Genomic DNA, 23,784 nt, shown 5'->3' on the forward strand with positions numbered 1-23,784 from the left:
GCAGCCGCATATCAGTCACAGCCCCGCGCCCCTTCGGGGGCGCTCAGCTCACGGCGTCAGCATCACCAGGGTCGCCGCCGTGAACAAGGCGCAGATCAGCAGGAGGCCTGTCAGAAGTCGTCGGCGCACGGCCCGGTATCTCTGCTCGTACTCCAGTCGCAGGTCCTCGGCGCGCTCTGCGGTACGACGCCAGGACAGACGGGCCAGCGCCAGGTACTCCGACTCCAACTGGCGCTGGAGATCGTCCCGCTGCACATCGGTCAGCCACCCCAGCCGGTCCGCCACCCGTACCCCCGCCGCGCGGCCCTCCGCCCGGGTGGCGGCCAGCAGCAGATGGCCCTCGACCTGGGCGACCAGTGCCCGTTCCTCCCCCCTGGCCGTCATCGTGCACTCAACTCCCGCTCCACGGTGGCGTGGTGCAGGTCGAAGGCCGGTGACTCGCTGCGGATCTGCGGGAGGGCCGTGAAGTTGTGGCGCGGCGGCGGGCACGACGTCGCCCACTCCAGGGAGCGGCCGTAGCCCCACGGGTCGTCCGACTCGACCTTCGTCCCGTACTTCGCCGTCTTCCAGACGTTGTAGAAGAACGGGAGCAGTGACGAGCCCAGCAGGAACGAGAAGATCGTCGAGACCGTGTTGAGGGTGGCGAACCCCTCCGCCGCCAGGTAGTCGGGGATGCGGCGCTGCATGCCTTCGGCGCCCAGCCAGTGCTGGACCAGGAACGTGCCGTGGAAGCCGGTGAACAGGGTCCAGAAGGTGATCTTGCCGAGGCGTTCGTCGAGCATCTTGCCGGTGAACTTGGGCCACCAGAAGTGGAAGCCGGCGAACATCGCGAAGACGACCGTGCCGAAGACCACGTAGTGGAAGTGGGCGACGACGAAGTACGAGTCGGAGACGTGGAAGTCGACCGGCGGGGACGCGAGCATCACGCCCGTCAGGCCGCCGAAGACGAACGTCACCAGGAAGCCCATGGTCCAGAGCATGGGCGTCTCGAAGGACAGCGAGCCCTGCCACATGGTGCCGATCCAGTTGAAGAACTTCACTCCCGTCGGGACGGCGATCAGGAAGGTCATGAAGGAGAAGAAGGGGAGCAGGACCCCGCCCGTGACGTACATGTGGTGGGCCCAGACGGTCACCGAGAGTCCGGCGATCGAGATGGTCGCGGCCACCAGACCCAGGTAGCCGAACATCGGCTTGCGGGAGAAGACCGGGATGACCTCGGAGATGATGCCGAAGAACGGCAGCGCGATGATGTAGACCTCCGGGTGGCCGAAGAACCAGAACAGGTGCTGCCAGAGCAGTGCCCCGCCGTTGGCCGCGTCGAAGACGTGGGCGCCGAACTTGCGGTCCGCCTCCAGCGCGAACAGGGCGGCGGCGAGGACGGGGAAGGCGAGCAGGACCAGCACGGCGGTCAGCAGCACGTTCCACACGAAGATCGGCATCCGGAACATCGTCATGCCCGGGGCCCGCATGCAGATGATCGTGGTGATGAAGTTGACCGCGCCGAGGATGGTGCCGAAGCCGGAGAACGCCAGGCCCATGATCCACATGTCGGCGCCGATGCCCGGCGAGCGCACCGCGTCCGAGAGGGGGGCATAGGCGAACCAGCCGAAGTCGGCCGCCCCCTGCGGGGTGAGGAAGCCGCCGACCGCGATGGTCGAGCCGAGCAGGTAGAGCCAGTAGGCCAGCATGTTCAGGCGCGGGAAGGCCACGTCCGGGGCGCCGATCTGGAGCGGCATGATCCAGTTCGCGAAACCGGCGAACAGCGGGGTCGCGAACATCAGCAGCATGATCGTGCCGTGCATCGTGAACGCCTGGTTGAACTGCTCGTTCGACATGATCTGCAGACCGGGGCGGGCCAGCTCGGCGCGCATCAGCAGGGCCATCACCCCGCCCACGCAGAAGAACGAGAACGCCGTGACCAGGTACAGCGTCCCGATCGTCTTGTGATCCGTGGTCGTCAGCCACTTGAGGTTCCTCATGCCCCGCCTGTGTCCGCGCCGTGCCCACCGGTCACACTCGACGGATGCGACGAGCGTCACGGAGCCGGGTGTGACGATCGGGAAGGTGCCGGACACGAACGGGACATGAGCAACGACGAGATCTTCGCCGCTGCCTATCGCGAGCACTACTGGGCGGTCAGCCGCTATGTCGCGCGGCGACTGGACGGGCGGACCGGCGAGGTGGAGGAAGTGGTGGCGGAGGTGTTCACGGTGGCCTGGCGCCGCCGCGCCGACCTGCCGGCGGCCCCGCTGCCCTGGCTGTACGGCGTGGCACGCAACTGCCTCGCCAACGCGGTACGCGGACACGGGCGCCGGCGCCGGCTGCTGGACCGGCTGGGCAACGACCAGACCGCGCACGCACGGCACATCGTGGCCGCCCCGGACAGCGAGCGCCCCGGCGCCTGGGTGCACGACGCGCTGGCCCGGCTGTCCCCGGCCGACCAGGAGGTGCTGCGGCTGGCCGCGTGGGAGGAACTCGGCGCCGACGAGATCGCCGTCGCCCTGGGCTGCGGCGGCCGGGCGGCGGCGATGCGGCTGCACCGCGCCCGCCACCGGCTCAGAGCCGAGATCGACCGACTGCGCCCGCCCGCCGCCGAGGCCCTTCCCGAGGAACACCGCCATGGCTGACGAACTCGACCTGCTGCGCGCCGCCGACCCGGCGCCCGCCGACGGCCCCCACTTCGGCGACGGACCTCTCGACCACAACGCCGAACGGCACCTCGTCCGGCTGCTGCACGACGCCGGCTCCGGCCGCCGGACCTGGGCCCGGCCGCGCCTGCTGTGGGGGCCGGCCGCGGCCGCCGTCGTGACGGCCACCACGCTGACCGTGCTGTTCGGCGGGCCCTCGGGCGCCCCGGCCGTCGCCGCACCCCGGCCGCTGACCGTCCGCGCCCACTCCACCGCAGTCCCGCTCGCTCAGGTCGCGGAACTCGCCGCCGTGGCCGCCACGGACGGCTCCCCGGCGCTGCGCCGGGGCACCCACGTGCAGTCCTGGAGCCTGGCCATGAGCGACGACAGGCCACCGGTGACCCTGCCCGAGGAGCGGGTGGTGCGCTGGCGGGCGGACGGCACGCACACCGAGGTGGTCGTGGCCACCGACCCGGACCACGCGGGCCGGCCCGTCCTGACCGGCACGGGCCGGGTCGAGGACGGCCAGGTGCTCAGCCGGCGGACGTTCCCGCCGATGTGGGGCGACGCCCCGCCCCTGTCCACGCCCCCGCACGATCCCGCCAAGCTCCGCGCCTACCTCACCGACCTGATCCACAGCGGCACCCTCACCGCGTCCGAACTCCTCGACGCCACTGCGGAGTTGCTGGACAACTGGACGCTCGGGGCACGCGAGACGGCGGCCCTGGCCGAGCTGTTCGCCGACGCGAAGGGGCTGCGGCCCGCCGGTCAGGTCACCGACCGGCTGGGCCGCACCGGGCAGGCCTACGTCCTGGCCGAGGGCACCGGCGGGCGGCGGATGCTGATCCTGGACCCGGCCACCGGTGCCGTACTCGGCCTGGAGACCACGTTCACCCGCGACGACCCCGCGTACGGGGTGCGGGCCGGCGACGTCATGGAGTACCGCGCCTGGCTGCGCTGACCCTCACGCCCCGAGCTGCCGGGCGGCCGCCGCCACCGTCTGCTCCAGCAGCACGGCGATGGTCGTCGGGCCGACCCCGCCCGGCACCGGCGTGATCAGCGACGCCCGTTCGACGGCGGTGTCGAAGTCGACGTCGCCGACGTTGCCCTCGTTGTAGCCGGCGTCGAGCACGACCGCGCCCGGCTTGATGTCCCGGCCCCGGATCAGCCGGGGCCGGCCGACGGCGGCGACCACGATGTCCGCCTCGCGGACGGCCGCCGACAGGTCGCGGGTGCGGGAGTGGCAGTAGGTGACGGTGGCGTCGCGGGCGAGCAGCAGCATCCCGGCCGGTTTGCCCAGGATCGCGCTGCGGCCGACGACCACCGCGCGCTTCCCGGCCGGGTCGACGCCGTACGCGTCGAGCAGGCGCAGCATGCCGCCGGGGGTGCAGGAGACGAAGCCCGGCAGGCCGAAGCTCATCGTCGCGAACGACGCGAAGGTCACGCCGTCCACGTCCTTCTGCGGCGCGATCGCCTCGAACGCGGCGCGCTCGTCGATGTGTTCGCCGACCGGGTGCTGGAGCAGGATGCCGTGCACGGCCGGGTCGGTCGACAACTCGCGTAGTACTGCGACGAGTTCGGCGGTGGTCGTGGTGGCGGGCAGGGCCACGTGCCGGGAGGCGATACCGGCCCTGCGGCTGCGGTTCTGCTTCATCCGGACGTAGGTGACGGAGGCGGGGTCCTCGCCGACCAGCACGGTCGCCAGACACGGTGTGACACCGGTCCGTGCGGTGAGGTCGGCGGCCCGCTGCGCGGTCTCCTCGACGATGCGGCGGGCGACGGCGGTGCCGTCGATGAGGCGGGCCTGGGTCATGTGCACACTCCTGAGCTGGTTCGACCTTGATCGCCCAGGCGCACGGCAACGACAGTGCGGACCGCTCCCCGGTGGTGCTCCACCTCAGCGCCAGTCACGGCCCGCCCTCAGGGTAACCGAGACGTCCGGTGTCTCCGCCGGCAGTGCGCGGTCCGCAGGAGCGCCCGCAGCAGCGCGGTACCGGCGTGCGGCCGTGGGCGGTGGGCGTGGCCCAGCGTCGCCCGCGCCGAGAAGGTCCAGGTCAGCCGCGAGCTGACCTGGACCCTCCCGGTCCTTGCGACTACTCGTCCCATGCCTGGATCATGATCTGTTCGGCGATCTTGCCGTCGCGCAGCATGATCATGGACTCGGCGAGCACCCGGACCCCGTCCCCGTACTCGCAGGACTCGCTGAAGGCGGCCTGGTCGCCCTGGACGATGCACCGGTCCAGGGTGTGCGTCATGTCGCGGCTGTAGACGTCGTCCAGCAGCGCGGCGATGTCCCGGCGGCCGTGCAGGACCTTGGGGTGGCTGGGCTGGGTGTTGCGGTCGATGATGCGGATCTCCGCGTCGTCCGCGTAGAGCGCCAGAAGACTGTTCCCGGTGTTCCCCTCTATCGCCCGGCGCAGCGTGTCGGTGTCGAACGTGGAACCCGTCGCGGTGCCCATGGTGACCTCCTGCGGGAGCCCGCGACCCGATGCGGAGCGGGCCGCGCGAGCCCCTCACATCGAGCGTCCCCCGCGCCGCCGGGGTCGGCAAGCGCAGGCCGCGCGCTCCGCCTTGCGGGTGAGGGGGAGCGGCTGCCCGTGTCCGGGCCGGTGCCGGGGGCGTTGCTGAGGACATGATCTCAACACGACGTATCGTCGCCGCCGTCGGCCTTGCCGTCGGGGTCACCGGCCTCGCCGCGCCGCTGGCGAACGCGGCCGACGCGGGCGCGCAGCACCCCGGGAAGCTCACCGCGCTCGGCGTGCTCGACTCGGTCACCCGCAGCGACATCCCCACCGAGTACCGGGACAAGATGCCGAAGGTCTCGGAGCAGGTGCAGGGGCTGAACGGAGTCCACAAGCTCGGCGAACTGCACCAGGTCACCGACCTGGCCGCACCCGCCACGGGGCTGCTGCCGGCCGTCGAAGCCTGACCGCGCCGCACACCGAGGGCCGTCCCGGCAGGGGCGGCCCTCCTTGTCGTCCGTTCCCAGTGCTCCCAGTGCTCTCAGTGTTCCGAGGCGAGGAACTGCGTCGCCGCCAGCTCCGCGTACAGCGGGTCCGCCGCCACCAGTTCCCGGTGCGTGCCCACCGCGCGGACCAGGCCCGCGTCCATGACGACGATCCGGTCCGCCATGGTCACCGTCGACAGCCGGTGCGCGACCACCAGCACCGTGGTCGAGCGCGCCACGTCGGCGACGGTGTCCCGGAGCGCCGCCTCGTTCACCGCGTCCAGCTGAGAGGTGGCCTCGTCCAGCAGCAGCAGCCGGGGCCGGCGCAGCAACGCCCTGGCGATCGCCACCCGTTGACGCTCCCCGCCCGACAGCTTGGTGCCGCGATGGCCGACCAGCGTCTCGAGACCCTGCGGCAGCCGGGCGACCAGACCGTCGAGCCGGGTCGTCTTCAGCACCCGCGCGACCGCGTCCTCGTCCGCCTCCGGGTTGCCGAGCAGCAGGTTGTCCCTCAGCGTGCCCGACAGCACCGGGGCGTCCTGCTCGACGTACCCGATGGCCGAACGCAGCAGCGGCAGTTCCCAGTCGGCGACCGGACGGCCGTCCACCGCGACCGTGCCGGACTCCGGGTCGTAGAACCGCTCGATCAGCGAGAACACGGTGGTCTTGCCCGCGCCGGACGGCCCGACGAACGCCGTCATGCCCCGCGCGGGGACCTCGAAGCTGACGCCGTGGTGGACGTACGGCAGCTCGTCGGCATAGCGGAAGCGTACGTCGGTGAAGGCGACGGAGGCCGGTTCGGCGCCGGTGGACGGCAACTCGGCGGGCCGGGAAGGGGGTTCGGCCGGCAGCCGCAGCGCCTCCTGGATCCGGGCGAGCGCGCCGGCGCCGGTCTGGTACTGGGTGATCGCACCGACGACCTGCTGGATCGGCTGCATCAGATAGAAGACGTAGAGCAGGAACGCCACCAGCGTGCCCACCCCGATCGCGCCGGTCGCCACCCGGGCCCCGCCGACCGCGAGCACCGTGATGAACGCCAGCTGCATCGCGAGCCCCGCCGTGTTGCCCGCCGCGGCCGACCACTTGGCGGCCCGCACACTCTGCCGCCAGGACTCCTCGGCGGCCTCGTGCAGGGCGCGTTCCTCCCGGTGTTCGGCGCCCGACGCCTTCACCGTGCGCAGCGCGCCCAGCACCCGCTCCAGCGAGGCCCCCATCACCCCGACCGCGTCCTGCGCCCGGCGGCTCGCCCGGTTGATGCGCGGCACGATCGTGCCCAGCACCGTACCCGCCAGGGCGATCACGACGAGGGTGACGGCAAGGAGCACCGGATCGACCACCCCCATCATCACCACGGTGGCGACCAGGGTGAGCCCGCCGGTGCCGAGCGCGACCAGCGAGTCCGTGGTGACCTCGCGCAGCAGGGTGGTGTCCGAGGTGATCCGCGCCATCAGGTCACCGGGCTCGGTCCGGTCCACCGCGGTGATCCGCAGCCTCAGCAGATACGACGACAGGGTGCGCCGAGCCCCGAGCACCACCGACTCCGCGGTACGCCGCAGCACGTACGAACCCAGCGCACCCACCCCGGCGTTGGCGACCACCAGACCCGCCATCGCGAGCAACTTGCCGGTGATGGAACGGTCGTGGGACAGGTCGTCGATCAACCCCCGGGCCACCAGCGGCAGCAGCAGCCCGGTCGCACCCGTCACCAGCGAGAGCACCGCACCGGCCAGCAGGGCCCAGCGGTGCGGCCGGACGTAGGAGAGCAGCAGCCGGAACACGGGCTCCCCGGGCTGCCTGGTCGGAAGTGCGTCAGCGGCGGTCACGGTGCTCCTCGTCCGGGCGGCGGGCGGCGCCCTCCGACGCCCCCAGGCTACGACGGCCGCTCCCGGCTCCGGCGCCCGGTCAGCCACGGGCGGAACCGAGCCGCGCCAGGGTCGCGTCGAGGTCGGCCGGACGTGGCCGGTTCTGCGGCAGCCTCGCCAGGGCCGCGGCCATCCCGCAGGTGTCGGTGAGCGCCGAGAACACCAGGCCGCCCGCGACCCCCGCCGACAGCAGCAGCCAGGCCGGGTGCAGCAGCCCGAGGGCCAGGCCCACGAGGACGGCCGACCCGGCGGTGAACCGCACCTGGCGCTCCATGGCCCAGGTGGCACGTGACCCGCCCCGCGGCCGGTGCAGTGCGTGACCGCGCGCGGCCCAGCCGCTGGTGCCGCCGGTGAGGGTGGCCGCCGGGATGCCGTGCTCGGCGAGGACGGTCCGGGCGCGTTCGGCCCGCGCGCCGGAGGCACAGACCAGGAGGAGGCCGCCGTCCGCGGTGCGGAGCGCGGGCAGGGCCCGGTGCAGGGTGTCCAGGGGGATGTTGTGGGCGCCGGGCACATGGCCGGCGGCGTACTCGCCGGGCGTGCGGACGTCGACGACGGTCAGTTCCGGCAGGCGGGCGAGGGCCTGTTCGGGCGTGAGATCCGGGTTCGGGGGAGTAGCGGTCATCGCGGGTGCGATCCTTCCTTGCGGTGATGGGTGACGGGTTCGCCCGAGGGGCGGGTAACATACCCCTACGGGTATGTGAGGAGTGGTGGTCGTGGAGCTGCAGTTCGAGGGCGACGAGCTCAAGTCGGTGCTGAACCGGCTGCGCCGGGCGCAGGGGCAGATCTCCGGCGTGATCAAGATGATCGAGGAGGGCCGCGACTGCGAGGACGTGGTCACCCAGCTCGCGGCGGCCTCGCGCGCCCTGGACCGGGCGGGTTTCGCGATCATCGCGACCGGGCTGCAGCAGTGCATCGCCGATCCCGGGCGGGGTGGCGCGGACGGTGAGACCACGGAGCAGATGAAGGCCCGGCTGGAGAAGCTGTTCCTGTCGCTGGCCTGAGCGGCTTCGCCGCGGGCGCCGCGATCTGCCGTCTGCCGTCTGCCGTCTGCGGCGCCGTCGTGGCTGGTCGCGCAGTTCCTCGCGCCCCTTGCGGGGCGCAGGGTTGCGCCGGATGTGCGGCGTCGTTGTGGCTGGTCGCGCAGTTCCTCCCGCAGCGCCCCTTCGGGGGCGCGTCAGGCGATCGCGTCGGCCAGCATGAACGCGGACACCGCGAGGAGTGCGTAGGCGAAGAGTTGCTGGAGGGTGGCCGCGGAGAGGCGGGACGCGAGCCGTCTGCCGTCCCAGGCGCCGAGGATCGCGGCCCCGGCGAAGGGGCCCACGGCCGACCAGTCGACGTCCGCCGCCGAACCGGAGCGTGCCGCCAGCGCGGTGAGCGAGTTGATCGTGATGACCAGCAGGCTCGTGCCGACCGCCGCGCGCATCCGCAGCCCCACGACGTTCACCAGGGACGGCACGGCGAGGAAGCCGCCGCCCACCCCGAGCACGCCGGTCACCGCGCCGAGCCCGGCGCCCGCTCCGGCCACCCGGGACGCCCGAGCCGGTACCGGCGCCGTGGCCGGGGCGGTCGTCGGCCGCAGCATGCGCAGGGCCGCCACGGCGGCGAGCACCGCGAACGCCCCGGTCAGCAGCGCCGCCGGCAGCTGCCGGGAGACCGCCCCACCGACCGCCGCCGGAACGATCCCGGCCGCCGCGAACACCGCACCGGCCCGCCAGCGCACCGCGCCCTCGCGGGCGTGCGCGACCAGCGCGGTGGCCGAGGTGACGGTGACGACGACCAGGCTCGCGGTGGTGGCCGCGGCCGGGGTGAAGCCGAGCAGATAGATCAGTGCCGGTACGGCCAGCACGCTGCCGCCGCCGCCCAGGGCCCCGAGCGCCAGCCCGGTGACGGCTCCGGCGCCGAGGGCGAGCAGGAGCGCGCTCATCCGGCGGTGCCCTCGGCGGTCACCGCGAGGCCTGCCGCGCGCCAGGCGGTCATCCCGCCCACCACGTCCACGGCGTCCAGCCCCCGGGCGGTCAGCAGCGCGGCCGCCTCCCGCGAGCGCCGCCCCGAGCGGCAGATCACGACGAGCGCGCGGTCCGCCGCGGCCGGCGGCAGCGGAGCCCCGGCCGCCAGCCCGGACAGCGGGGCGTGCACGGCCCCCGGTGCGTGTCCGGCCGCCCACGCGTCGGCCTCGCGGACGTCCAGCAGGACGGCGTCCGCGTCCGTGCGCTCCCGCGCCTCGGCCGGGGTGAGCCGGGCCATCGGCAGCCCGGCCGCGTGGGCCGCCGCGAACCCGTCGTCCACGGCGACCACGTCGCGCCCGGCCGCGTCGAGGAGGGAGGCGGCGACGGCGGCCCGCATCCCGCCCGCGCAGTGCACCCACACCGTGCCGCCGGGTATCTCGCCCAGCCGGTCCCGTATCTGGTGCAGGGGTATGTGGAGCGAACCCCGTAGGTGGCCCTCGGCCCGCTCCGTGTCCCGGCGCACGTCCAGGACGACGACGTCCTGCGCGCCGCGTGCGGACAGCTCCGCGAAGGTGGCCCGGGGAAAAGAGCGGGGCCGCTCGCCCGCGCGCAGCCAGGCCTCGGGCGTGCCGGTGGCCGCCGCCGCCGGGCGGTCGATGCCGACGCGGGTGAGCTCGCGCTGGGCGGCGGCGAGCTGGGCGGCCGACTCGGCGAGCAGCGTGACCGGCCGGCCCCAGGGCAGCAGCCAGGCCAGATAGGTCGCGAGCTGTCCGTCGGCCTCGAAGTTCAGGGTGCCCGGGACATGTCCCGCGGCGAACGCCACCCGGTTGCGCAGGTCCACCACCCACTCACCGGCGGCCAGCCGCGCCGCGATCTCCGCCGCCTCCGCCCGGCCCGGCGACGTGAGGTCGACGGGAGCGGGACCCCCGGAGTTCAGCGGGCCCATGTGGGCGTAGTACGCCGGTACGTCGTCGAGCCCGGCCAGCAGCTCCGCGACGAACGTGTCGGCGTCCCTGCGCAGCGCCTCGTTCACCGCGCGCTCCCGCCCGATGGTGGTGGCGGACCCGGGCCCGGACCCGTCCCCGGCCGAGCAGAAGCTGCCGAAGCCGTGCGTCGGCAGCACCGCCGTCGCGTCCGGCAGCTCGGCGGCCAGTCGGTGCGCCGAGGCGTGCTGGGCCCGCGCCAGCTCGAGGGTGAGCCGGGGCTCCACCAGATCGGGCCGGCCGACCGTGCCGATCAGCAGCGAACCGCCGGTGAAGACGGCCACCGCACGGCCGCTCTCCTCCAGCACGTACGACGTGTGGTGCGGGGTGTGCCCCGGGGTGGCCAGCGCGCGCAGCGCAAGGCCCGCCTCGATCTCCAGCACGTCCCCGTCGGCCGCCGGCACCCGCTCGTACGCCACCCGCGCCCCGGCCGGCACCACGTACGCGGCCCCGGTCAGCCGGGCCAGCTCCAGGCCGCCGGAGACGTAGTCGTTGTGCACGTGCGTCTCCACGACCTGGGTGAGCCGCACCCCGCGCCGGGTGACGGCCGCCAGCACCCGGTCGACGTCCCGGGGCGGATCGACCACGACGGCGCCGTGCGCCCCGCCCGCCAGATAGCTGCGGTTGCCCAGTCCGGGCACCTCGATGGTGTCGACGAAGGACACGGCGGACACTCCTCTCCTCGATCCCCGGTGAATTACCCCCGGGGGTATGTTCATCACCGTAGCAGAGGTACCCCGGGGGGTATGTGGGGGAGGGAGTGGCGACACGAACGGCGGCGGTGCGGGACGATCCGCGTCGATGGATGCGTGCCGTCGCTGATCGTTCCCGCGTAGGGTCGGAAGACAGCACGTCAGCAGAGCGACGAAAGGGCAGGCCCATGGCGCAGGAAGTACGCGGCGTGATCGCACCGGGCAAGGACGAGCCCGTGCGGGTCGAGACGATCGTGGTGCCCGACCCGGGACCGGGCGAAGCCGTCGTACAGGTGCAGGCCTGCGGGGTCTGTCACACCGACCTGCACTACAAACAGGGCGGTATCACCGACGAGTTCCCCTTCCTGCTCGGCCACGAGGCCGCCGGAGTGGTGGAGTCGGTCGGCGCGGGCGTCACGGACGTCGCGCCCGGTGACTTCGTGATCCTCAACTGGCGTGCCGTGTGCGGCCAGTGCCGGGCCTGTCTGCGCGGGCGGCCCTGGTACTGCTTCAACACCCACAACGCGAAGCAGAAGATGACCCTCGCCTCGACCGGCCAGGAGCTCTCCCCGGCCCTCGGCATCGGCGCCTTCGCCGAGAAGACACTGGTCGCCGCCGGGCAGTGCACCAAGGTCGACCCGGCCGTCTCCCCTGCGGTCGCCGGACTGCTCGGCTGCGGGGTGATGGCGGGCATCGGCGCCGCGATCAACACGGGCGGCGTCGGCCGGGGCGACTCGGTCGCCGTGATCGGCTGCGGCGGGGTCGGCGACGCGGCGGTCGCCGGGTCCCGGCTCGCGGGCGCCGCGAAGATCATCGCCGTCGACATCGACGACCGGAAGCTGGACAAGGCCCGCTCCCTGGGCGCCACCCACACCGTCAACTCGCGCGAGACCGACCCCGTCGAGGCGATCCGCGGCCTGACCGGCGGCTTCGGCGCCGACGTCGTCATCGAGGCGGTCGGCCGCCCGGAGACCTACCGGCAGGCCTTCTACGCCCGCGACCTCGCCGGCACCGTCGTCCTGGTCGGCGTGCCCACCCCCGAGATGAAGCTGGAACTGCCGCTCCTGGACGTCTTCGGCCGCGGCGGCGCGCTCAAGTCGTCCTGGTACGGCGACTGCCTGCCCTCCCGCGACTTCCCCATGCTGATCGACCTGCACCTCCAGGGGCGGCTGCCGCTGGACGCCTTCGTCACCGAGACCATCCAGCTCGACGAGGTGGAGAAGGCGTTCGAGCGGATGCACGGCGGGGACGTGCTGCGTTCGGTGGTGGTGCTGTGATGACCACCCGCATCGAACGCCTCGTCACCTCCGGGCAGTTCACCCTCGACGGCGGCACCTGGGACGTCGACAACAACGTCTGGATCGTCGGCGACGAACGCGAAGTGATCGTCATCGACGCCGCCCACGACGCCCAGGCCATCGCCGAGGCCGTCGACGACCGCGTCCTGAAGGCGATCGTCTGCACCCACGCCCACAACGACCACATCGACGCCGCGCCCGCCCTCGCCGACCTCACCGGCGCCAAGATCTGGCTGCACCCCGACGACCTGCCGCTGTGGAAGCTCACCCACCCCGACCGCGACCCCGACAACCACCTGTCCGACGGGCTGGTCATCGAGGCCGCGGGTGCCGACCTGACCGTCCTGCACACGCCGGGCCACGCACCCGGCGCCGTCTGCCTCCACGAACCCGGCCTGGGCGTCGTCTTCACCGGTGACACCCTCTTCCAGGGCGGCCCCGGCGCCACCGGACGGTCGTACTCGCACTTCCCGACGATCATCGACTCCATCCGGGACAAGCTCCTCACCCTCCCGCCGGAGACGAAGGTCCTGACCGGGCACGGCGATTCGACCACCATCGGCGCCGAGGCACCCGGGCTGGCGGAGTGGATCGCCCGAGGACACTGACCCGCACGCGAAGTCGGCTTCCGCGGAGGGCCCGCCACCGGCCACCGCGGGACCGGCACGCTCCTCAGCCGTCCGACTCCAGCCGGGTCGGCCAGAGCGCCGGATGCCCGGGAGGCAGCGCGAGATCCTCGCGTACGGCGGTGTAGTAGCGCTCCCGGCAGGCCCGCTGGCGTGCCAGCAGGTCCTGCCAGGCGTCCGGGTCGACCGTCCCGGAGCGCATGAACCGCTCCATGGCCATCACCGCGGTCACCCACGCCCGTGCCTGCTCCACCACCTCCCGGCTGCCCAGCATGATCAGCGCCTCCCCGGCCGGATCACGGCCGTCGGTGGCCGCCGCCAGCAGCGGCTCGGCCTCGGCCGGGGAGATCGGGTGCGGATGCGGATCGTTGCCGAGATGGGCCGCGACACGGTAGGTGAGGTTCACCGTCTTCTTCAGCGCCCGCGCGTAGTCGCTGTACACCGCCAGCCGCCGCTCCTCCCAGCGCGCCTGCTGGTCCCGCCGGAACCGCGCCCGGTCACCGCGCACCACCGCGAGATACGAACCGAGTGCGCCGATCACGACGCCCATCAGGGCCGGGAGTTGCTGCAGGAACGCGGTCATGTGCGCACGGTATCTGTCCTGTTGATCGTCCGGCCCGTACGGTCGTCGTCATGACCGGACTGACTCGCTTTGCCGGATACGGAGTTCTCGTCACGGGCGCGGCCCGCGGCATCGGCGCGGCCGTCGCCCGCCGGCTGGCCGAGGAGGGCGCGCGGGTGCTGGTGACCGACCGGGACCTGGTCGAGGCGGAGCGGACGGCGGCCGCGCTGCGCGAACAGGGGCCGGCTGCCGAGGCGTTCGCCTGTGACGTCGCCGACCGGGACTCGGTGGAGACGGCCGTCGAGCGGGCCGTCGGCGTCTTCGGCACACTCGACGTCCTGGTGAACTGCGCCGCGCACTGCACCCCGGACCTCCCCCGCTTCGAGGACCAGCCGGACGACGCGTGGGCCCTCGACCTCGACATCACGCTCACCGGCGTCCACCGCTGCTGCCGTGCGGCCCTTCCGCATCTCGCCGCCTCCGGCCGGGGCGCGATCGTCAGCATCGGCTCCGTCAACGCCCGCGCCGACTTCGGCAACCACGCCTACAGCGCCGCCAAGGCCGGCCTCGGCTCGCTGACCCGCACCCTCGCCGGGCACGCGGCCGCGCGCGGGGTGCGGGTCAACCTGGTGGAGCCGGGCACGGTCCGCACCTCGGCCTGGGCGGGCCGGGACGACGAACTCGACGCCGTCCGCTCGCTGTACCCGCTCGGCCGGGTCGGCGAACCCGAGGACATCGCCGCGGCCGTCGCCTTCCTCGCCTCCCGCGACGCCGCCTGGATCACCGGCACCACCCTGAGCGTCGACGGCGGACTCACCGCCGTGCACAGTGGGTTCCACGCGGCGCTGCGGCCGCACCGGGAGGCCCGGCTCGGCTCAGAGCGCGGCTGAGGCGGACGCGAGGACCGCCAGCACGCGCCGGGTGTCGTCCTCGGTGGTCCGCCAGTTGCTGAACGCCGCCCGCAGCGCCGGGACCCCGCGGTACACCGTCGGCGTCAGGAACGCCTCCCCGGACGCGGCGACCGCCCGCGCCAGGGCGGCCACCCGTTCCTGCGTGGGCTGGTCCGTGAGGGTGAAGCAGACGACGTTGAGGCGGACCGGGGCGAGCAGGCGCAGGGCGGGCAGCCCCTCGACGCCGGCGCCGAGGCGGCGGGCCTCGGTGACGTTGCGCTCGACGATCTCGCGGTGCCCGTCCCGGCCGTACGCGGTCAGCGCGAACCAGGCCGGCAGCGCGCGCATCCGGCGGGAGGTCTCCGGAGTGAGGTGCAGGAAGTCCGGGGTGCCGGTCGGCAGGCCCAGGTACGGGGACTCGTTCTGGAAGACGGCCACCTGGAGGTCGCGGCGGCGGGTGAACTGGACGGCCGCGTCGTAGGGGACGTTGAGCCACTTGTGCAGGTCCACACAGACCGAGTCGGCCGCGTCGAGACCTGCGACGAGCGGGGCGTGGGCGGGGGAGAGGGCGGCGAAGGCACCGAACGCGGCGTCCACGTGCAGCCAGAAGTCGTACCGCTGCTTCAGGGCCGCGATCGCGCGCAGGTCGTCGAAGTCGACGGTGTTCACGGTGCCCGCGTTGGCGACGACGATCGCGGGGCGTCCGGCCAGCCCGGCCAGTGCCGCGTCGAGGGCGGTCACGTCCACCGCCTCCCGGTTGCCGGGCAGCAGTGGCACCGGGCGCAGCCGGTCCCGGCCGATGCCGAGGATCGACAGCGCCTTGCCGACGCTGGAGTGCGGGCTGCCGGACAGCACGTCGACCGGACCGAGCGCGGCGGCGCCCGCCCGGGAGACGTCCACCCCGAGCCGCTCCCCGAGCCACTCCCGGGCGATCGCCAGCCCGACGGTGTTCGACATCGTGGCCCCGGTCACACATGCCCCGGCGTGCGCGTCGCCCAGCCCGAACAACCCGGCCAGCCAGGCGACGGTCTCGCGCTCCAGGGCGGCACCCCAGGAACCGGCGTCGCCGGCCAGGTTCTGGTCGTAGACCGAGGTCAGCCAGTCGCCGGCGAGGGCGGCCGGGGTCACACCGCCGGTGACGAAACCCAGGTAGCGTGGCCCGGCCGAGGCGGACATTCCCGGCGCCCACCGCTCGGTGAACCGGGCCAGCGCGCCGGCACCGCCCTCCCCCTGCTCGGGCAGTGGCGCCCGCGCGGGTGCGGGCCCCAGCGCGGCCACCGGGCGTTCGGCCGACCCGGCCGCCGCACGGGCGGCCTCGTCGCGCGCGGACTGGAGGAGTTCGGGAAGCCGGGCGAGATCGCCGGCGAGCGCGGGATGCATGCCTCGCACACTAGGTCGGCCACGGTGCTGTGGCGCGGTCCACTTCCGGGTAGGTGGACCGGTGCCCGCCGCGGCGGCCGCGGCGGCTAAGTTAACCGTTTCGTCACAGGCCGCCCCGGGCTACAACCAATGCCGCGCATCGGGCGGTCCAGTACGACGAGACCACAGCACAGGAAAAACCGAAAAACTGTAGAAGGAGACAGACGTCATATGGGGGACATACGCAGACGAAGTGCCGTTGTGCTCGGTGTCACGGGCCTTGTGGCGCCGCTCACGCTCGCCCTCACCTCCGCTCCTGCGCAGGCGGCGAGCTGCACCACGCAGGCCGGGCCGTACCAGAAGCAGGTGGAGAAGTTCCTCGGGCGGCCGGTCGACGGCAAGCAGTCCACCGCCGACTGCAAGGCGATCCGGGCCTTCCAGAACAAGCACGGCATCACGCCGGCCGTCGGGTACGCGGGTCCCGTCACCTGGGGCGTGATGGATCTGATGAACAAGCAGAAGGCCGTCGGGAACAAGCCCAACAAGGACGGCAAGTGCCCGACCAACAAGGGACGCATCGCCTGCGTCAACCTCACGCTCCAGCTGAGCTGGATCCAGGACGGCAACAAGCTCGTCTACGGCCCGGTCCCGGTCCGTACCGGCCGCAACGGGTTCGAGACCCGGACCGGTCTGAAGAAGATCTACTGGCGTGACATCGACCACGTCTCGTCCGTCTACAACGTGCCCATGCCCTACAGCCAGTTCTTCGACGGCGGCCAGGCCTTCCACTCGGTGGGCCTCAGCATGTGGAACCCGCCGGGCTCGCACGGCTGCGTCAACATGACCACCACCACCGCCAAGAAGTACTGGTCGCTGCTGAAGACCGGTGACGACGTCTACGTCTACGGCCGCAAGCCGGGCACCTGACGGCACCCGGCCCGCCGCCGGCTCCGGCCGGCGGCTGCGGCTCAGCTCTCGGGGGCGTCCCCGAAGTCCGGGATCTCCAGCCGGGCCCCGCCCTGCCGCGCGGACTCGTGCGCGATGATGCCCGGCAGGGTGTAGCGGGCCGCGACCCACGCGTTGACCGACGGCAGGCTGCGCGTGTTGACGGCGGTCACGAAGTCGTCCACCAGGAAGTGGTGGCTGCCCTCGTGCCCGTTGTGCAGCGTGTCGAACTCGCGCGGCAGCCGGGCCCGGTCGTGCACCGGCGCCGACCCTGAGGTGAAGGCGGCCCGCAGCTCCGGCGCGATGTGCTGGAGGGACGGGTCGTCGGGGGACATGGTGGGCTTGGGTTCGAGCAGTTCGCTGATGTCCTGCACGCCCTTCTTGTCCTGCCACAGCGCCACCGTCGCCAGCTGCTCCATGCTCGCCTCCGTGCCGAAGAACCGGAAGCGGGACTCACGGATGTGCGACGGGTAGCCCACCCGCCGGAACTCGTTGGTACGGAACGAGCCGCCGCCCGCCACCTCGAACAGCGCGGTCGCGTTGGAGATGTCGTTGCCGAACTGGCTGACCTCCTTGTCGAAGACGCCGTCGCCCCGGTCGTCCGCGACCCCGATCGCCGACACGCTCACCGCGTGCGTCTGCCAGGCGCCGAGCACCCCGCCGACCGCGTGCGTCGGGTAGAGCAGCGGGGGATAGCTGGCGGTGGCCTTCCAGTTCTCGCCGCCGCTGTAGCGGTAGGCGTCGTAGAAGCCGAGGTCCATGTCGTGGACGTAGTCGCCCTCGGCGTAGAAGAGCCGCCCGAAGGCGCCCTCGGCGATCTGGTTGCGGGCGTGCACGGTCGCCGGGTTGTACTGGCTGGTCTCGCCCATCATGTACGTCAGCCCGGTCGCCTTGACCGTGTCGATGATCGCGGCGATCTCCTCGGTCGTGATCGCCATGGGGACCGCGGAGTACACGTGCTTGCCGGCGTTCAGGCCCTGCAGGACCAGCGGGCCGTGCGTCCAGCGCTGGGTGAAGATCGCGACCGCGTCGACGCCGGACTCCAGCATGGCCTCGTACGACGGGAAGGTACCCGCCAGACCCTGGGCGGCGGCGAGCTTCTCCGCCCGCTCGGGCAGCAGGTCGGTGACGTACACGTCGCCGACGCCGGGATGGGCCTGGAACAGCGTGGCGAACTGGCCGGAGAACTGTCCGGCGCCGACGATGCCGAGTGAGAAAGTCATGGGGGTTACTTTCGTCGCGGAAGAATCTTGGCGTCAAGGGGCGGAAGGAAGTCAGGAAGGTGCGAGCAGGGCGCTTATGCGGCGCACCCGGCGCACAGTAAGGTGGCTTGGTTGCTTCAGTTCCGGAAGAAAAGGAAAGCCGTGACCGACTGGCTGCCGCTGAGCTCCGCGGAGCGCTCCGTGGCGATCGAGGTGCTCGTCAACGGCCCGCTGTCGCGCACCGAACTGGCCCGTCGGCTGAACCTCTCCCAGGGCAGCCTCACCCGCCTCACCAAGCCGCTGATCGAATCCGGCCTGCTCGTCGAGGCCCCCTGGGCGGGCGCCCCGGAGACGCGCCAGGGCCGGCCCTCGCAGCCGCTCGCCGTGGTCGCCGAGTCCCGGTCCTTCCTCGGCTTCAAGATCACCGACGAGATGGTCTACGCCGTGGTCACCAGCCTCAGGAGCGACATCGTCGCCCGCCTCGACCGGCCGCTCACCGGCCACGACCCGAAGTGCGTCGCCGACCTGCTGGCCGACATGACCGCCGAACTCGCCGGCCGCCACCCCGCGATCGCGGGCATCGGCATCGGCGTCGGCGGGTTCGTCCGCGAGAACTCGGTGGTCGGCGAGTCGCCCTACCTGTCCTGGCGCGACGTCCCGCTGGCCGGGCTGGTGCGGGAGCGCACCGGGCTGCCGGTCGTCGTGGAGAACGACGTGGCCGCCCTGGTCGAGGCCGAGACCTGGTTCGGCGCCGGCCGCGGACTCGACCGCTTCGTCGTCCTGACCATCGGCGCCGGCATCGGCTACGGCCTGGTGCTCGGCGGCAGGCGGGTCCCCTGCGCCGAGGAGGACCGCGGCTTCGGGCGGCACTGGATCATCGACCCGCTGGGCCCGCTCACCCCGCAGGGCGAGCGCGGCAGCGCCGTGTCGCTGCTCACCGTCCCCAGCATCCGCTACCAGGTGCGGGCCGCCACCGGCCGCGACGCGTCGTACGAGGAGATCCTCGCCGGCGCCGCCGCGGGCGAGCCGATGGCCGCACGGGTGATCGGCGAGGCCGGCCGGGCGCTGGGCGCGCTGCTCGCGCAGATCGCCAACTTCGTCATGCCGCAGAAGATTTTGCTGGCCGGGGAAGGTGTCGGCCTGATGGGGGTGGCCGGTGACGCGGTGCGCGAGACGGTCCGCGCCCACCGGCATCCGCTCGCCGCCCCGATCGGCCTGGAGACCAAGGTCTCCGACTTCCACGACTGGGCGCGGGGCGCGGCCGTCCTGGCGATCCAGGTCCTGGTGCTCGGCCGGGCCGGCGGCTGAACTGCCGTTTCCGCAGGTGCGGGCGTTGCCGGGCCGCATCGAACTCCCGCCGGTGCTTGACACATTGACGTGATGAGTAACACGGTCCGATATGTCCGGATCGATCGTACTTACTCACGGCGCCTTCACGTCGACCGGCATATGCTTCACACCATGTCCACCACTGTTGAAACCGTCACCGAGCGATCGGCCGACGAGGTCAACGAGGAGATCCGGGCCCTGTGGCTCCGGTCGGGCGGGACACTGAGCACCGAGCAGCGCGAGGAGTACCAGCGGCTCGTCCTCGAATGGGCGGCGGCGACCCCGTAGCAGCCGGGCCAGACGGCCTGACCGGCCCGTCCCGGGCACCCGCAGCGGACGGGTGCCCCTTCTCGCAAGACCTCGCGCGACCTCGCGCGGCAGATCTCGTGCCGCCCCCGTCAGCCCCAAGTGGCCGAGTAGTAGCGCTGGTACGCCTTGCGGTCCTGTTCCGCGCGGATGAAGCGGGCGCCCACCAGCGCGATCAGACTGCCCCCGATCACCAGCAGGCCCGGACCGACGTTGCGGGTGTCGGTGAGCCGGGCGATCAGGCTGGTGTCGTCCCCGGTGACCGGCGCCGACGAACCCGGTGAGGCCGCGCTCGGCGCGATGGCGCTGTGGTTGGCCGAAGCGGACGGCGCGGGCGTCGCACCCTGGGCGGCCTGTCCGGCGGCCTGCTTCGTCACGATCAGCTGCACGTTCAGCGCCGCCATCGCCCGCGTCACCGGCTGGAAGAACGTCACCCCGCCCGTGGTGCAGTCACCGCTGCCGCCCGAGGTCACCCCCAGCGCGATGCCGTTGGAGAACAACGGGCCACCGCTGTCGCCCGGTTCGGCACACACATTGGTCTGGATGAGGCCGGTGACCGTGCCCTCCGGGTAGTTGACGGTCGCGTTGAGCGCGGTCACCGTGCCGTCGTGCAGCCCGCTGGTGGAGCCGCTGCGGAACACCTTCTCGCCGACCGTCGGATCGGCCGCCCCCGTGATCCGCACGCCCTGGCCGTTGCCGATCGCGACCACGTCCGCGTTGTCACCGGCCTTCCCGTTCGCGTACTGGATCAGCGAGAAGTCGTTGCCCGGGAACTGCGTGTCGATCGTGGTGCCCACCTGCTGGTCGTTGCCCTGGCCCTCGTCGAACCAGATGGTGTTGGCGGGACCGCAGTGACCGGCGGTGAGGATGAAGTCGGTGGTCCCGTTGGTCACGTTGAACCCCGCCGAACAGCGGCCGCCCGTCGACAGGATGGGCTGCGCCCCGTTCAGCCGGGTGGTGAACTTCCCCTCGGAGCGCTGCATCTGCACGAAACCGCCGATGCCCGCGGCGACCCGGCTCAGGTCCGACCAGTCGGAGGCGGAGACCGTGCTGTCGGCCTCCACCATCACCTGGTTCGTCTTGTAGTCCACCACCCACGCCGTGCCGGTCACCCGCGGCGCGGCCTTCAGCGTGGCGGTCGCCGCCTTCAGCTCGTTCATGCTGTGCGACACCATCTTGGGCTCGGCGCCCGCCTGCTTCACCATCGCCGCGGCCCCGGCGTCGGTCACCGCCACCACCGGCCTGCCGTCGGCGCCGATCCAGCTGCCCGCCGTCCGCGCGGTGCCGAGCTTCGCCACCAGTGCGGCACCGGTGTTGCCGGCCTCGGTCGCGGAGCCCGAACTGAACGGGACGGCGGACGTGCCGGACGTCTCGCTCGCCATGGCCGTAGTGACCATCGCGCCCCCCAGAAGGAGTCCGCCGACCGCCGCCAGCTGTGTCCCCCGCCGGACGACCCGTCGTCGTGCGTGCCTCATCCATGGCTCCCGAAACCCCGAACGCGCGGTGTCTGCACCGCGGGGCCCTCCGGTCGTCGAGCGCCCTGCTCTCCATACGCGGGCGGCCCCCAGGGTGTTCACAGCGCCAGTGATCTTTACGATCCCGTGGCAGTGCGGCACGGCCGTACGCCTCGTTCCCGGCCCCGCCCCGGCCGCCTATCTTGAGCCCATGACCAGCATCCCGCAGGAGAATCCGGGCGAGCCGAACCCGCTGCGCGCCCTCACCCTCGACCGGCTGCGATGTCGTACCAGCATGAAATGGCGCACCTACCCCGAGGACGTGCTCCCGGTGTGGGTCGCCGAGATGGACGTGCCGCTCGCCCCGGCGGTGGTCCGCGCGGTCACGGCCGCGATGGAACTCGGCGACACCGGCTACCCGGCCGGCACCGCCTACGCCGAGGCGCTCGCCGCGTTCGCCGCGAAACGCTGGGGCTGGCACGGGCTCGACACGGCCCGCACCGCGATCGTCCCCGACGTGATGCTCGGGGTGGTCGAGATGCTGCGACTCGTCACCGGGCCCGGCGACCCGGTGGTCGTCAACTCGCCGGTGTACCCGCCGTTCTACCAGTTCGTCACGCACCTGGACCGGCGGGTGGTGGAGGCCCCCCTCGGCGCCGGCGGACGGATCGACCTCGACGTGCTGGAGGGCGCCTTCCGCGGGCTCGGCGGCGGCCGGGCCGGCTATCTGCTGTGCAGCCCCCACAACCCGACCGGCACCGTCCACACCGCCGACGAGCTCACCGCCGTCACCTCCCTCGCCGATCGGTACGGCGTCCGGGTCGTCGCCGACGAGATCCACGCCCCGCTCACCGCCCGGGGCGTCGGCTTCGTGCCGTACCTGAGCGTGCCGGGCGCCGAACGCGGGCTCTCCCTGATGTCGGCGTCCAAGGCCTGGAACCTGGCCGGCCTCAAGGCCGCGCTCGCCCTGGCCGGACCCGGGGCCGCCGCCGACCTCGCCCGGTTGCCCGAGGAGGTCAGCCACGGCCCGAGCCACGTCGGCGTCCTCGCCCACACGGCCGCGCTGACCGACGGCACCGCCTGGCTGGACGCCCTGCTCGCGGGCCTCGACGAGAACCGGCGCCTGCTGGCCGGCCTGCTCGACCGCCACCTGCCCGGCGTCCGCTACCGGCCCGCCGAGGCCACCTACCTCGCCTGGCTCGACTGCCGCGCCCTCGGCCTCGGCGACGACCCGGCCGAGGTCTTCCTGGAGCGTGGCCGGGTCGCCGTCAACTCCGGCCTCCGCTTCGGAACCGGCGGCGCCGGGCACGTCCGGTTCAACCTGGCCACCTCGCCCGAGGTGATCACCGAGGCGGTACGGCGGATGGCGGCGGCGCTCGCGTGAGGCGTGCCACTCACAAACGGCATGACCCTCGCGTGCGGCGTGACGCTCGCGTGAGGCGTGACCGCGCGGCTGGCATCATGGCCGCATGCGTGTGCTGATGCCGCTTCCCGACCGGGACTTCGACGTGACCGAGGTGGCCGTGCCCTGGCGGGAGCTGACCCGGGCCGGCCACGAGGTCGTCTTCGCCACCGAACGCGCCGGCACCCGGCCCGCGGCCGACCCCCGGCTGCTCACCGGCGTCCTGTTCGGGCAGCTCGGTGCCGAGGACGAACCCAGGCGGTTCTACGAACAGCTCACCGCCGCACCGGAGTTCACCGCCACGGCTGCCTGGTCCGACCTGGACGTCACCGGCTTCGACGGGCTGCTGCTGCCCGGCGGCCACGCACCCGGCATGCGCCAGTACCTCGGCTCGGCCGAACTGCGCGACCAGGTGGGGAAGTTCTGGGCGCTCGGCCGCCCGGTCGGCGCGATCTGCCACGGCGTCCTCGTCCTCGCCCGCACCGCGGACCCGGCCACCGGGCGCAGCGTCCTGTCCGGCCGCCGCACCACCTGCCTGCCCAAGTACATGGAACGCACCGCCTACTTGACCACCGCCTGGCGCCTGGGCCGCTACTACCGCACCTACCCGGCGTACGTCGAGGACGAGGTGCGCGCCGCCCTCGCCGACCCCGCCGCCCAGTTCGAGCGGGGCCCCCGCGAGCTCACCCGGCGCGGCACCGCGACCGACGACACCCACGCCTTCGTCGTCGAGGACGGCACCTATCTGTCGGCCCGCTGGCCCGGTGACGCGTATCTGTTCGCGCGCAGGTACCTCGAACTGCTCCGCCGGCGGGCGGACGTCTGAGGGCTTCGCCGGTTGCGCGGTTCTCCGACCGCGGGCCGGTGGGGGCAGGTCGCGCGGTTCCTCCCCCAGCCTTCGGCCGGGGTGCCCCCCAGCCCCCTCCGGCGCGCGGGTCCGCCTAGACTCCGGGCATGGACGACAACACCGGTAAGGCCCTGGACCGGCTCGGCTCCGGCAAGTACCTGCTGGTCACCAGCTACCGCAAGGACGGCACCCCCGTCCCCACCCCGGTGTGGGTGGTTCGGGACGGGGACGCGCTCGGTGTCTGGACGGTCGCCGACTCCTTCAAGGTCAAGCGCATCCGCCGCCGGGCCGACGTCACGGTCGGCCCCTGCGACCTGCGCGGCAACCCGACCGGCGACCGCGTCCGGGCCACCGCCGAGATCACCGACGCGGCCACCGCCGCCCGCTACCGCGGCCTCATCGCCCGCAAGTACGGCATCACCGGCCGCCTCACCCTCCTCGGCAGCAGGCTGCGCAGGGGCGCCGACGGCACGGTCGGCATCCGGGTGACCCTGGCGCCCTGAGAAG

25 protein-coding genes and 1 riboswitch are annotated in these 23,784 nt (G+C 72.9%); of the genes, 13 read left to right on the forward strand and 12 right to left on the reverse strand.

Annotated features, from left to right (window positions below; translation table 11 throughout):
- Positions 1-48 precede the first annotated feature (48 nt).
- Together ACIQVL_RS28815 and ctaD are read right to left on the reverse strand one after the other, a co-directional pair.
- Positions 49-384 carry a hypothetical protein gene (locus ACIQVL_RS28815; protein ID WP_403476749.1) on the reverse strand — a complete coding sequence of 112 codons (336 nt, stop codon included), beginning with the start codon at positions 382-384 and terminating at the stop codon, positions 49-51.
- Complete coding sequence (ctaD, locus tag ACIQVL_RS28820) at positions 381-1,979, reverse strand: cytochrome c oxidase subunit I (protein ID WP_403425992.1); 1,599 nt, start codon at positions 1,977-1,979, stop codon at positions 381-383. Before ctaD ends, ACIQVL_RS28815 begins: the two co-directional genes overlap by 4 nt.
- A 105-nt stretch (positions 1,980-2,084) precedes the next feature.
- Between ctaD and ACIQVL_RS28825 the strand changes: the two genes are divergently transcribed.
- Positions 2,085-2,627: an RNA polymerase sigma factor gene (locus ACIQVL_RS28825; protein ID WP_403476750.1), complete on the forward strand. Its 543-nt coding sequence runs from the start codon at positions 2,085-2,087 to the stop codon at positions 2,625-2,627.
- On the forward strand, positions 2,620-3,588 hold the full coding sequence (locus tag ACIQVL_RS28830; protein WP_403476751.1) for a CU044_5270 family protein: 969 nt from the start codon (positions 2,620-2,622) through the stop codon (positions 3,586-3,588). Before ACIQVL_RS28825 ends, ACIQVL_RS28830 begins: the two co-directional genes overlap by 8 nt.
- A gap of 3 nt (positions 3,589-3,591) precedes the next feature.
- On the opposite strand, the gene ACIQVL_RS28835 is transcribed toward ACIQVL_RS28830, so the two are convergent.
- Positions 3,592-4,440: a bifunctional 5,10-methylenetetrahydrofolate dehydrogenase/5,10-methenyltetrahydrofolate cyclohydrolase gene (locus ACIQVL_RS28835; protein ID WP_403425987.1), complete on the reverse strand. Its 849-nt coding sequence runs from the start codon at positions 4,438-4,440 to the stop codon at positions 3,592-3,594.
- Positions 4,441-4,465: 25 nt separating this feature from the next.
- Positions 4,466-4,548, reverse strand: a riboswitch (ZMP/ZTP riboswitch).
- 172 nt (positions 4,549-4,720) lie between these two features.
- Positions 4,721-5,086: a nuclear transport factor 2 family protein gene (locus ACIQVL_RS28840; RefSeq protein WP_403425985.1), complete on the reverse strand. Its 366-nt coding sequence runs from the start codon at positions 5,084-5,086 to the stop codon at positions 4,721-4,723.
- 173 nt (positions 5,087-5,259) lie between these two features.
- On the opposite strand from ACIQVL_RS28840, the gene ACIQVL_RS28845 reads away from it, so the two are divergent.
- Positions 5,260-5,556, forward strand: a complete 297-nt coding sequence (locus ACIQVL_RS28845; RefSeq protein ID WP_403476752.1) for a hypothetical protein — start codon at positions 5,260-5,262, stop codon at positions 5,554-5,556.
- A 74-nt stretch (positions 5,557-5,630) separates the two neighbouring features.
- Here the strand turns inward: ACIQVL_RS28845 and ACIQVL_RS28850 are convergent, their stop codons facing one another.
- Both ACIQVL_RS28850 and ACIQVL_RS28855 read right to left on the reverse strand, forming a co-directional pair.
- Positions 5,631-7,397, reverse strand: coding sequence for an ABC transporter ATP-binding protein (locus ACIQVL_RS28850; RefSeq protein ID WP_403425981.1), 1,767 nt, complete (start codon positions 7,395-7,397; stop codon positions 5,631-5,633).
- Positions 7,398-7,476: 79 nt separating this feature from the next.
- Positions 7,477-8,058, reverse strand: a complete 582-nt coding sequence (locus tag ACIQVL_RS28855; RefSeq protein ID WP_403476753.1) for a rhodanese-like domain-containing protein — start codon at positions 8,056-8,058, stop codon at positions 7,477-7,479.
- A 91-nt stretch (positions 8,059-8,149) separates the two neighbouring features.
- On the opposite strand from ACIQVL_RS28855, the gene ACIQVL_RS28860 reads away from it, so the two are divergent.
- Entirely contained in the window at positions 8,150-8,437 is a 288-nt protein-coding gene (locus ACIQVL_RS28860) for a metal-sensitive transcriptional regulator (RefSeq protein ID WP_361291823.1), read from the forward strand.
- A gap of 173 nt (positions 8,438-8,610) precedes the next feature.
- Here ACIQVL_RS28860 and ACIQVL_RS28865 read toward each other — a convergent pair whose 3' ends face one another.
- Positions 8,611-9,360: a sulfite exporter TauE/SafE family protein gene (locus ACIQVL_RS28865; protein WP_403425977.1), complete on the reverse strand. Its 750-nt coding sequence runs from the start codon at positions 9,358-9,360 to the stop codon at positions 8,611-8,613.
- Complete coding sequence (locus tag ACIQVL_RS28870) at positions 9,357-11,030, reverse strand: rhodanese-like domain-containing protein (protein ID WP_403476754.1); 1,674 nt, start codon at positions 11,028-11,030, stop codon at positions 9,357-9,359. The genes ACIQVL_RS28865 and ACIQVL_RS28870 overlap by 4 nt, the downstream gene beginning before the upstream one ends.
- Positions 11,031-11,245: 215 nt before the next feature.
- Here ACIQVL_RS28870 and ACIQVL_RS28875 point away from each other — a divergent pair, with 215 nt between their 5' ends.
- The gene (locus ACIQVL_RS28875; RefSeq protein ID WP_403476755.1) at positions 11,246-12,334 is read left to right on the forward strand and encodes an S-(hydroxymethyl)mycothiol dehydrogenase; all 1,089 of its coding nucleotides are present in this window, start codon (positions 11,246-11,248) and stop codon (positions 12,332-12,334) included.
- A complete protein-coding gene (locus ACIQVL_RS28880) occupies positions 12,334-12,963 on the forward strand; it encodes an MBL fold metallo-hydrolase (protein WP_403425972.1) in 630 nt (209 codons plus the stop codon). The genes ACIQVL_RS28875 and ACIQVL_RS28880 overlap by 1 nt, the downstream gene beginning before the upstream one ends.
- Before the next feature lie 64 nt (positions 12,964-13,027).
- Here the strand turns inward: ACIQVL_RS28880 and ACIQVL_RS28885 are convergent, their stop codons facing one another.
- The gene (locus tag ACIQVL_RS28885) at positions 13,028-13,564 is read right to left on the reverse strand and encodes a hypothetical protein (RefSeq protein ID WP_403425970.1); all 537 of its coding nucleotides are present in this window, start codon (positions 13,562-13,564) and stop codon (positions 13,028-13,030) included.
- 50 nt (positions 13,565-13,614) lie between these two features.
- Between ACIQVL_RS28885 and ACIQVL_RS28890 the strand changes: the two genes are divergently transcribed.
- Positions 13,615-14,433 carry an SDR family NAD(P)-dependent oxidoreductase gene (locus ACIQVL_RS28890; RefSeq protein ID WP_403425968.1) on the forward strand — a complete coding sequence of 273 codons (819 nt, stop codon included), beginning with the start codon at positions 13,615-13,617 and terminating at the stop codon, positions 14,431-14,433.
- On the opposite strand, the gene ACIQVL_RS28895 is transcribed toward ACIQVL_RS28890, so the two are convergent.
- Entirely contained in the window at positions 14,419-15,813 is a 1,395-nt protein-coding gene (locus ACIQVL_RS28895) for a pyridoxal phosphate-dependent decarboxylase family protein (RefSeq protein WP_403476756.1), read from the reverse strand. The genes ACIQVL_RS28890 and ACIQVL_RS28895 overlap by 15 nt on opposite strands.
- A gap of 210 nt (positions 15,814-16,023) precedes the next feature.
- Here ACIQVL_RS28895 and ACIQVL_RS28900 point away from each other — a divergent pair, with 210 nt between their 5' ends.
- On the forward strand, positions 16,024-16,719 hold the full coding sequence (locus ACIQVL_RS28900; protein ID WP_403425965.1) for a L,D-transpeptidase family protein: 696 nt from the start codon (positions 16,024-16,026) through the stop codon (positions 16,717-16,719).
- A 41-nt stretch (positions 16,720-16,760) separates the two neighbouring features.
- Here ACIQVL_RS28900 and ACIQVL_RS28905 read toward each other — a convergent pair whose 3' ends face one another.
- Entirely contained in the window at positions 16,761-17,960 is a 1,200-nt protein-coding gene (locus tag ACIQVL_RS28905) for a Gfo/Idh/MocA family protein (protein ID WP_403476757.1), read from the reverse strand.
- A 141-nt stretch (positions 17,961-18,101) separates the two neighbouring features.
- Between ACIQVL_RS28905 and ACIQVL_RS28910 the strand changes: the two genes are divergently transcribed.
- Complete coding sequence (locus ACIQVL_RS28910) at positions 18,102-19,247, forward strand: ROK family protein (RefSeq protein WP_403476758.1); 1,146 nt, start codon at positions 18,102-18,104, stop codon at positions 19,245-19,247.
- A gap of 153 nt (positions 19,248-19,400) precedes the next feature.
- The gene (locus ACIQVL_RS28915; RefSeq protein WP_351500593.1) at positions 19,401-19,556 is read left to right on the forward strand and encodes a hypothetical protein; all 156 of its coding nucleotides are present in this window, start codon (positions 19,401-19,403) and stop codon (positions 19,554-19,556) included.
- Positions 19,557-19,666: 110 nt separating this feature from the next.
- Here ACIQVL_RS28915 and ACIQVL_RS28920 read toward each other — a convergent pair whose 3' ends face one another.
- Positions 19,667-21,049: a S1 family peptidase gene (locus tag ACIQVL_RS28920; RefSeq protein WP_403425959.1), complete on the reverse strand. Its 1,383-nt coding sequence runs from the start codon at positions 21,047-21,049 to the stop codon at positions 19,667-19,669.
- Between the two features lie 190 nt (positions 21,050-21,239).
- Here ACIQVL_RS28920 and ACIQVL_RS28925 point away from each other — a divergent pair, with 190 nt between their 5' ends.
- The 3 genes from ACIQVL_RS28925 (at position 21,240) to ACIQVL_RS28935 (ending at position 23,780) form a co-directional block, all read left to right on the forward strand.
- Positions 21,240-22,412: a MalY/PatB family protein gene (locus ACIQVL_RS28925; protein WP_403425957.1), complete on the forward strand. Its 1,173-nt coding sequence runs from the start codon at positions 21,240-21,242 to the stop codon at positions 22,410-22,412.
- An 85-nt stretch (positions 22,413-22,497) separates the two neighbouring features.
- Positions 22,498-23,256, forward strand: coding sequence for a type 1 glutamine amidotransferase domain-containing protein (locus tag ACIQVL_RS28930; RefSeq protein WP_403476759.1), 759 nt, complete (start codon positions 22,498-22,500; stop codon positions 23,254-23,256).
- Positions 23,257-23,384: 128 nt separating this feature from the next.
- Positions 23,385-23,780, forward strand: coding sequence for a PPOX class F420-dependent oxidoreductase (locus tag ACIQVL_RS28935; RefSeq protein WP_403425953.1), 396 nt, complete (start codon positions 23,385-23,387; stop codon positions 23,778-23,780).
- Positions 23,781-23,784 lie beyond the last annotated feature (4 nt).

It is taken from the genome of Streptomyces sp. NPDC090499, from assembly GCF_044769305.1.
Lineage (GTDB): Bacteria > Actinomycetota > Actinomycetes > Streptomycetales > Streptomycetaceae > Streptomyces.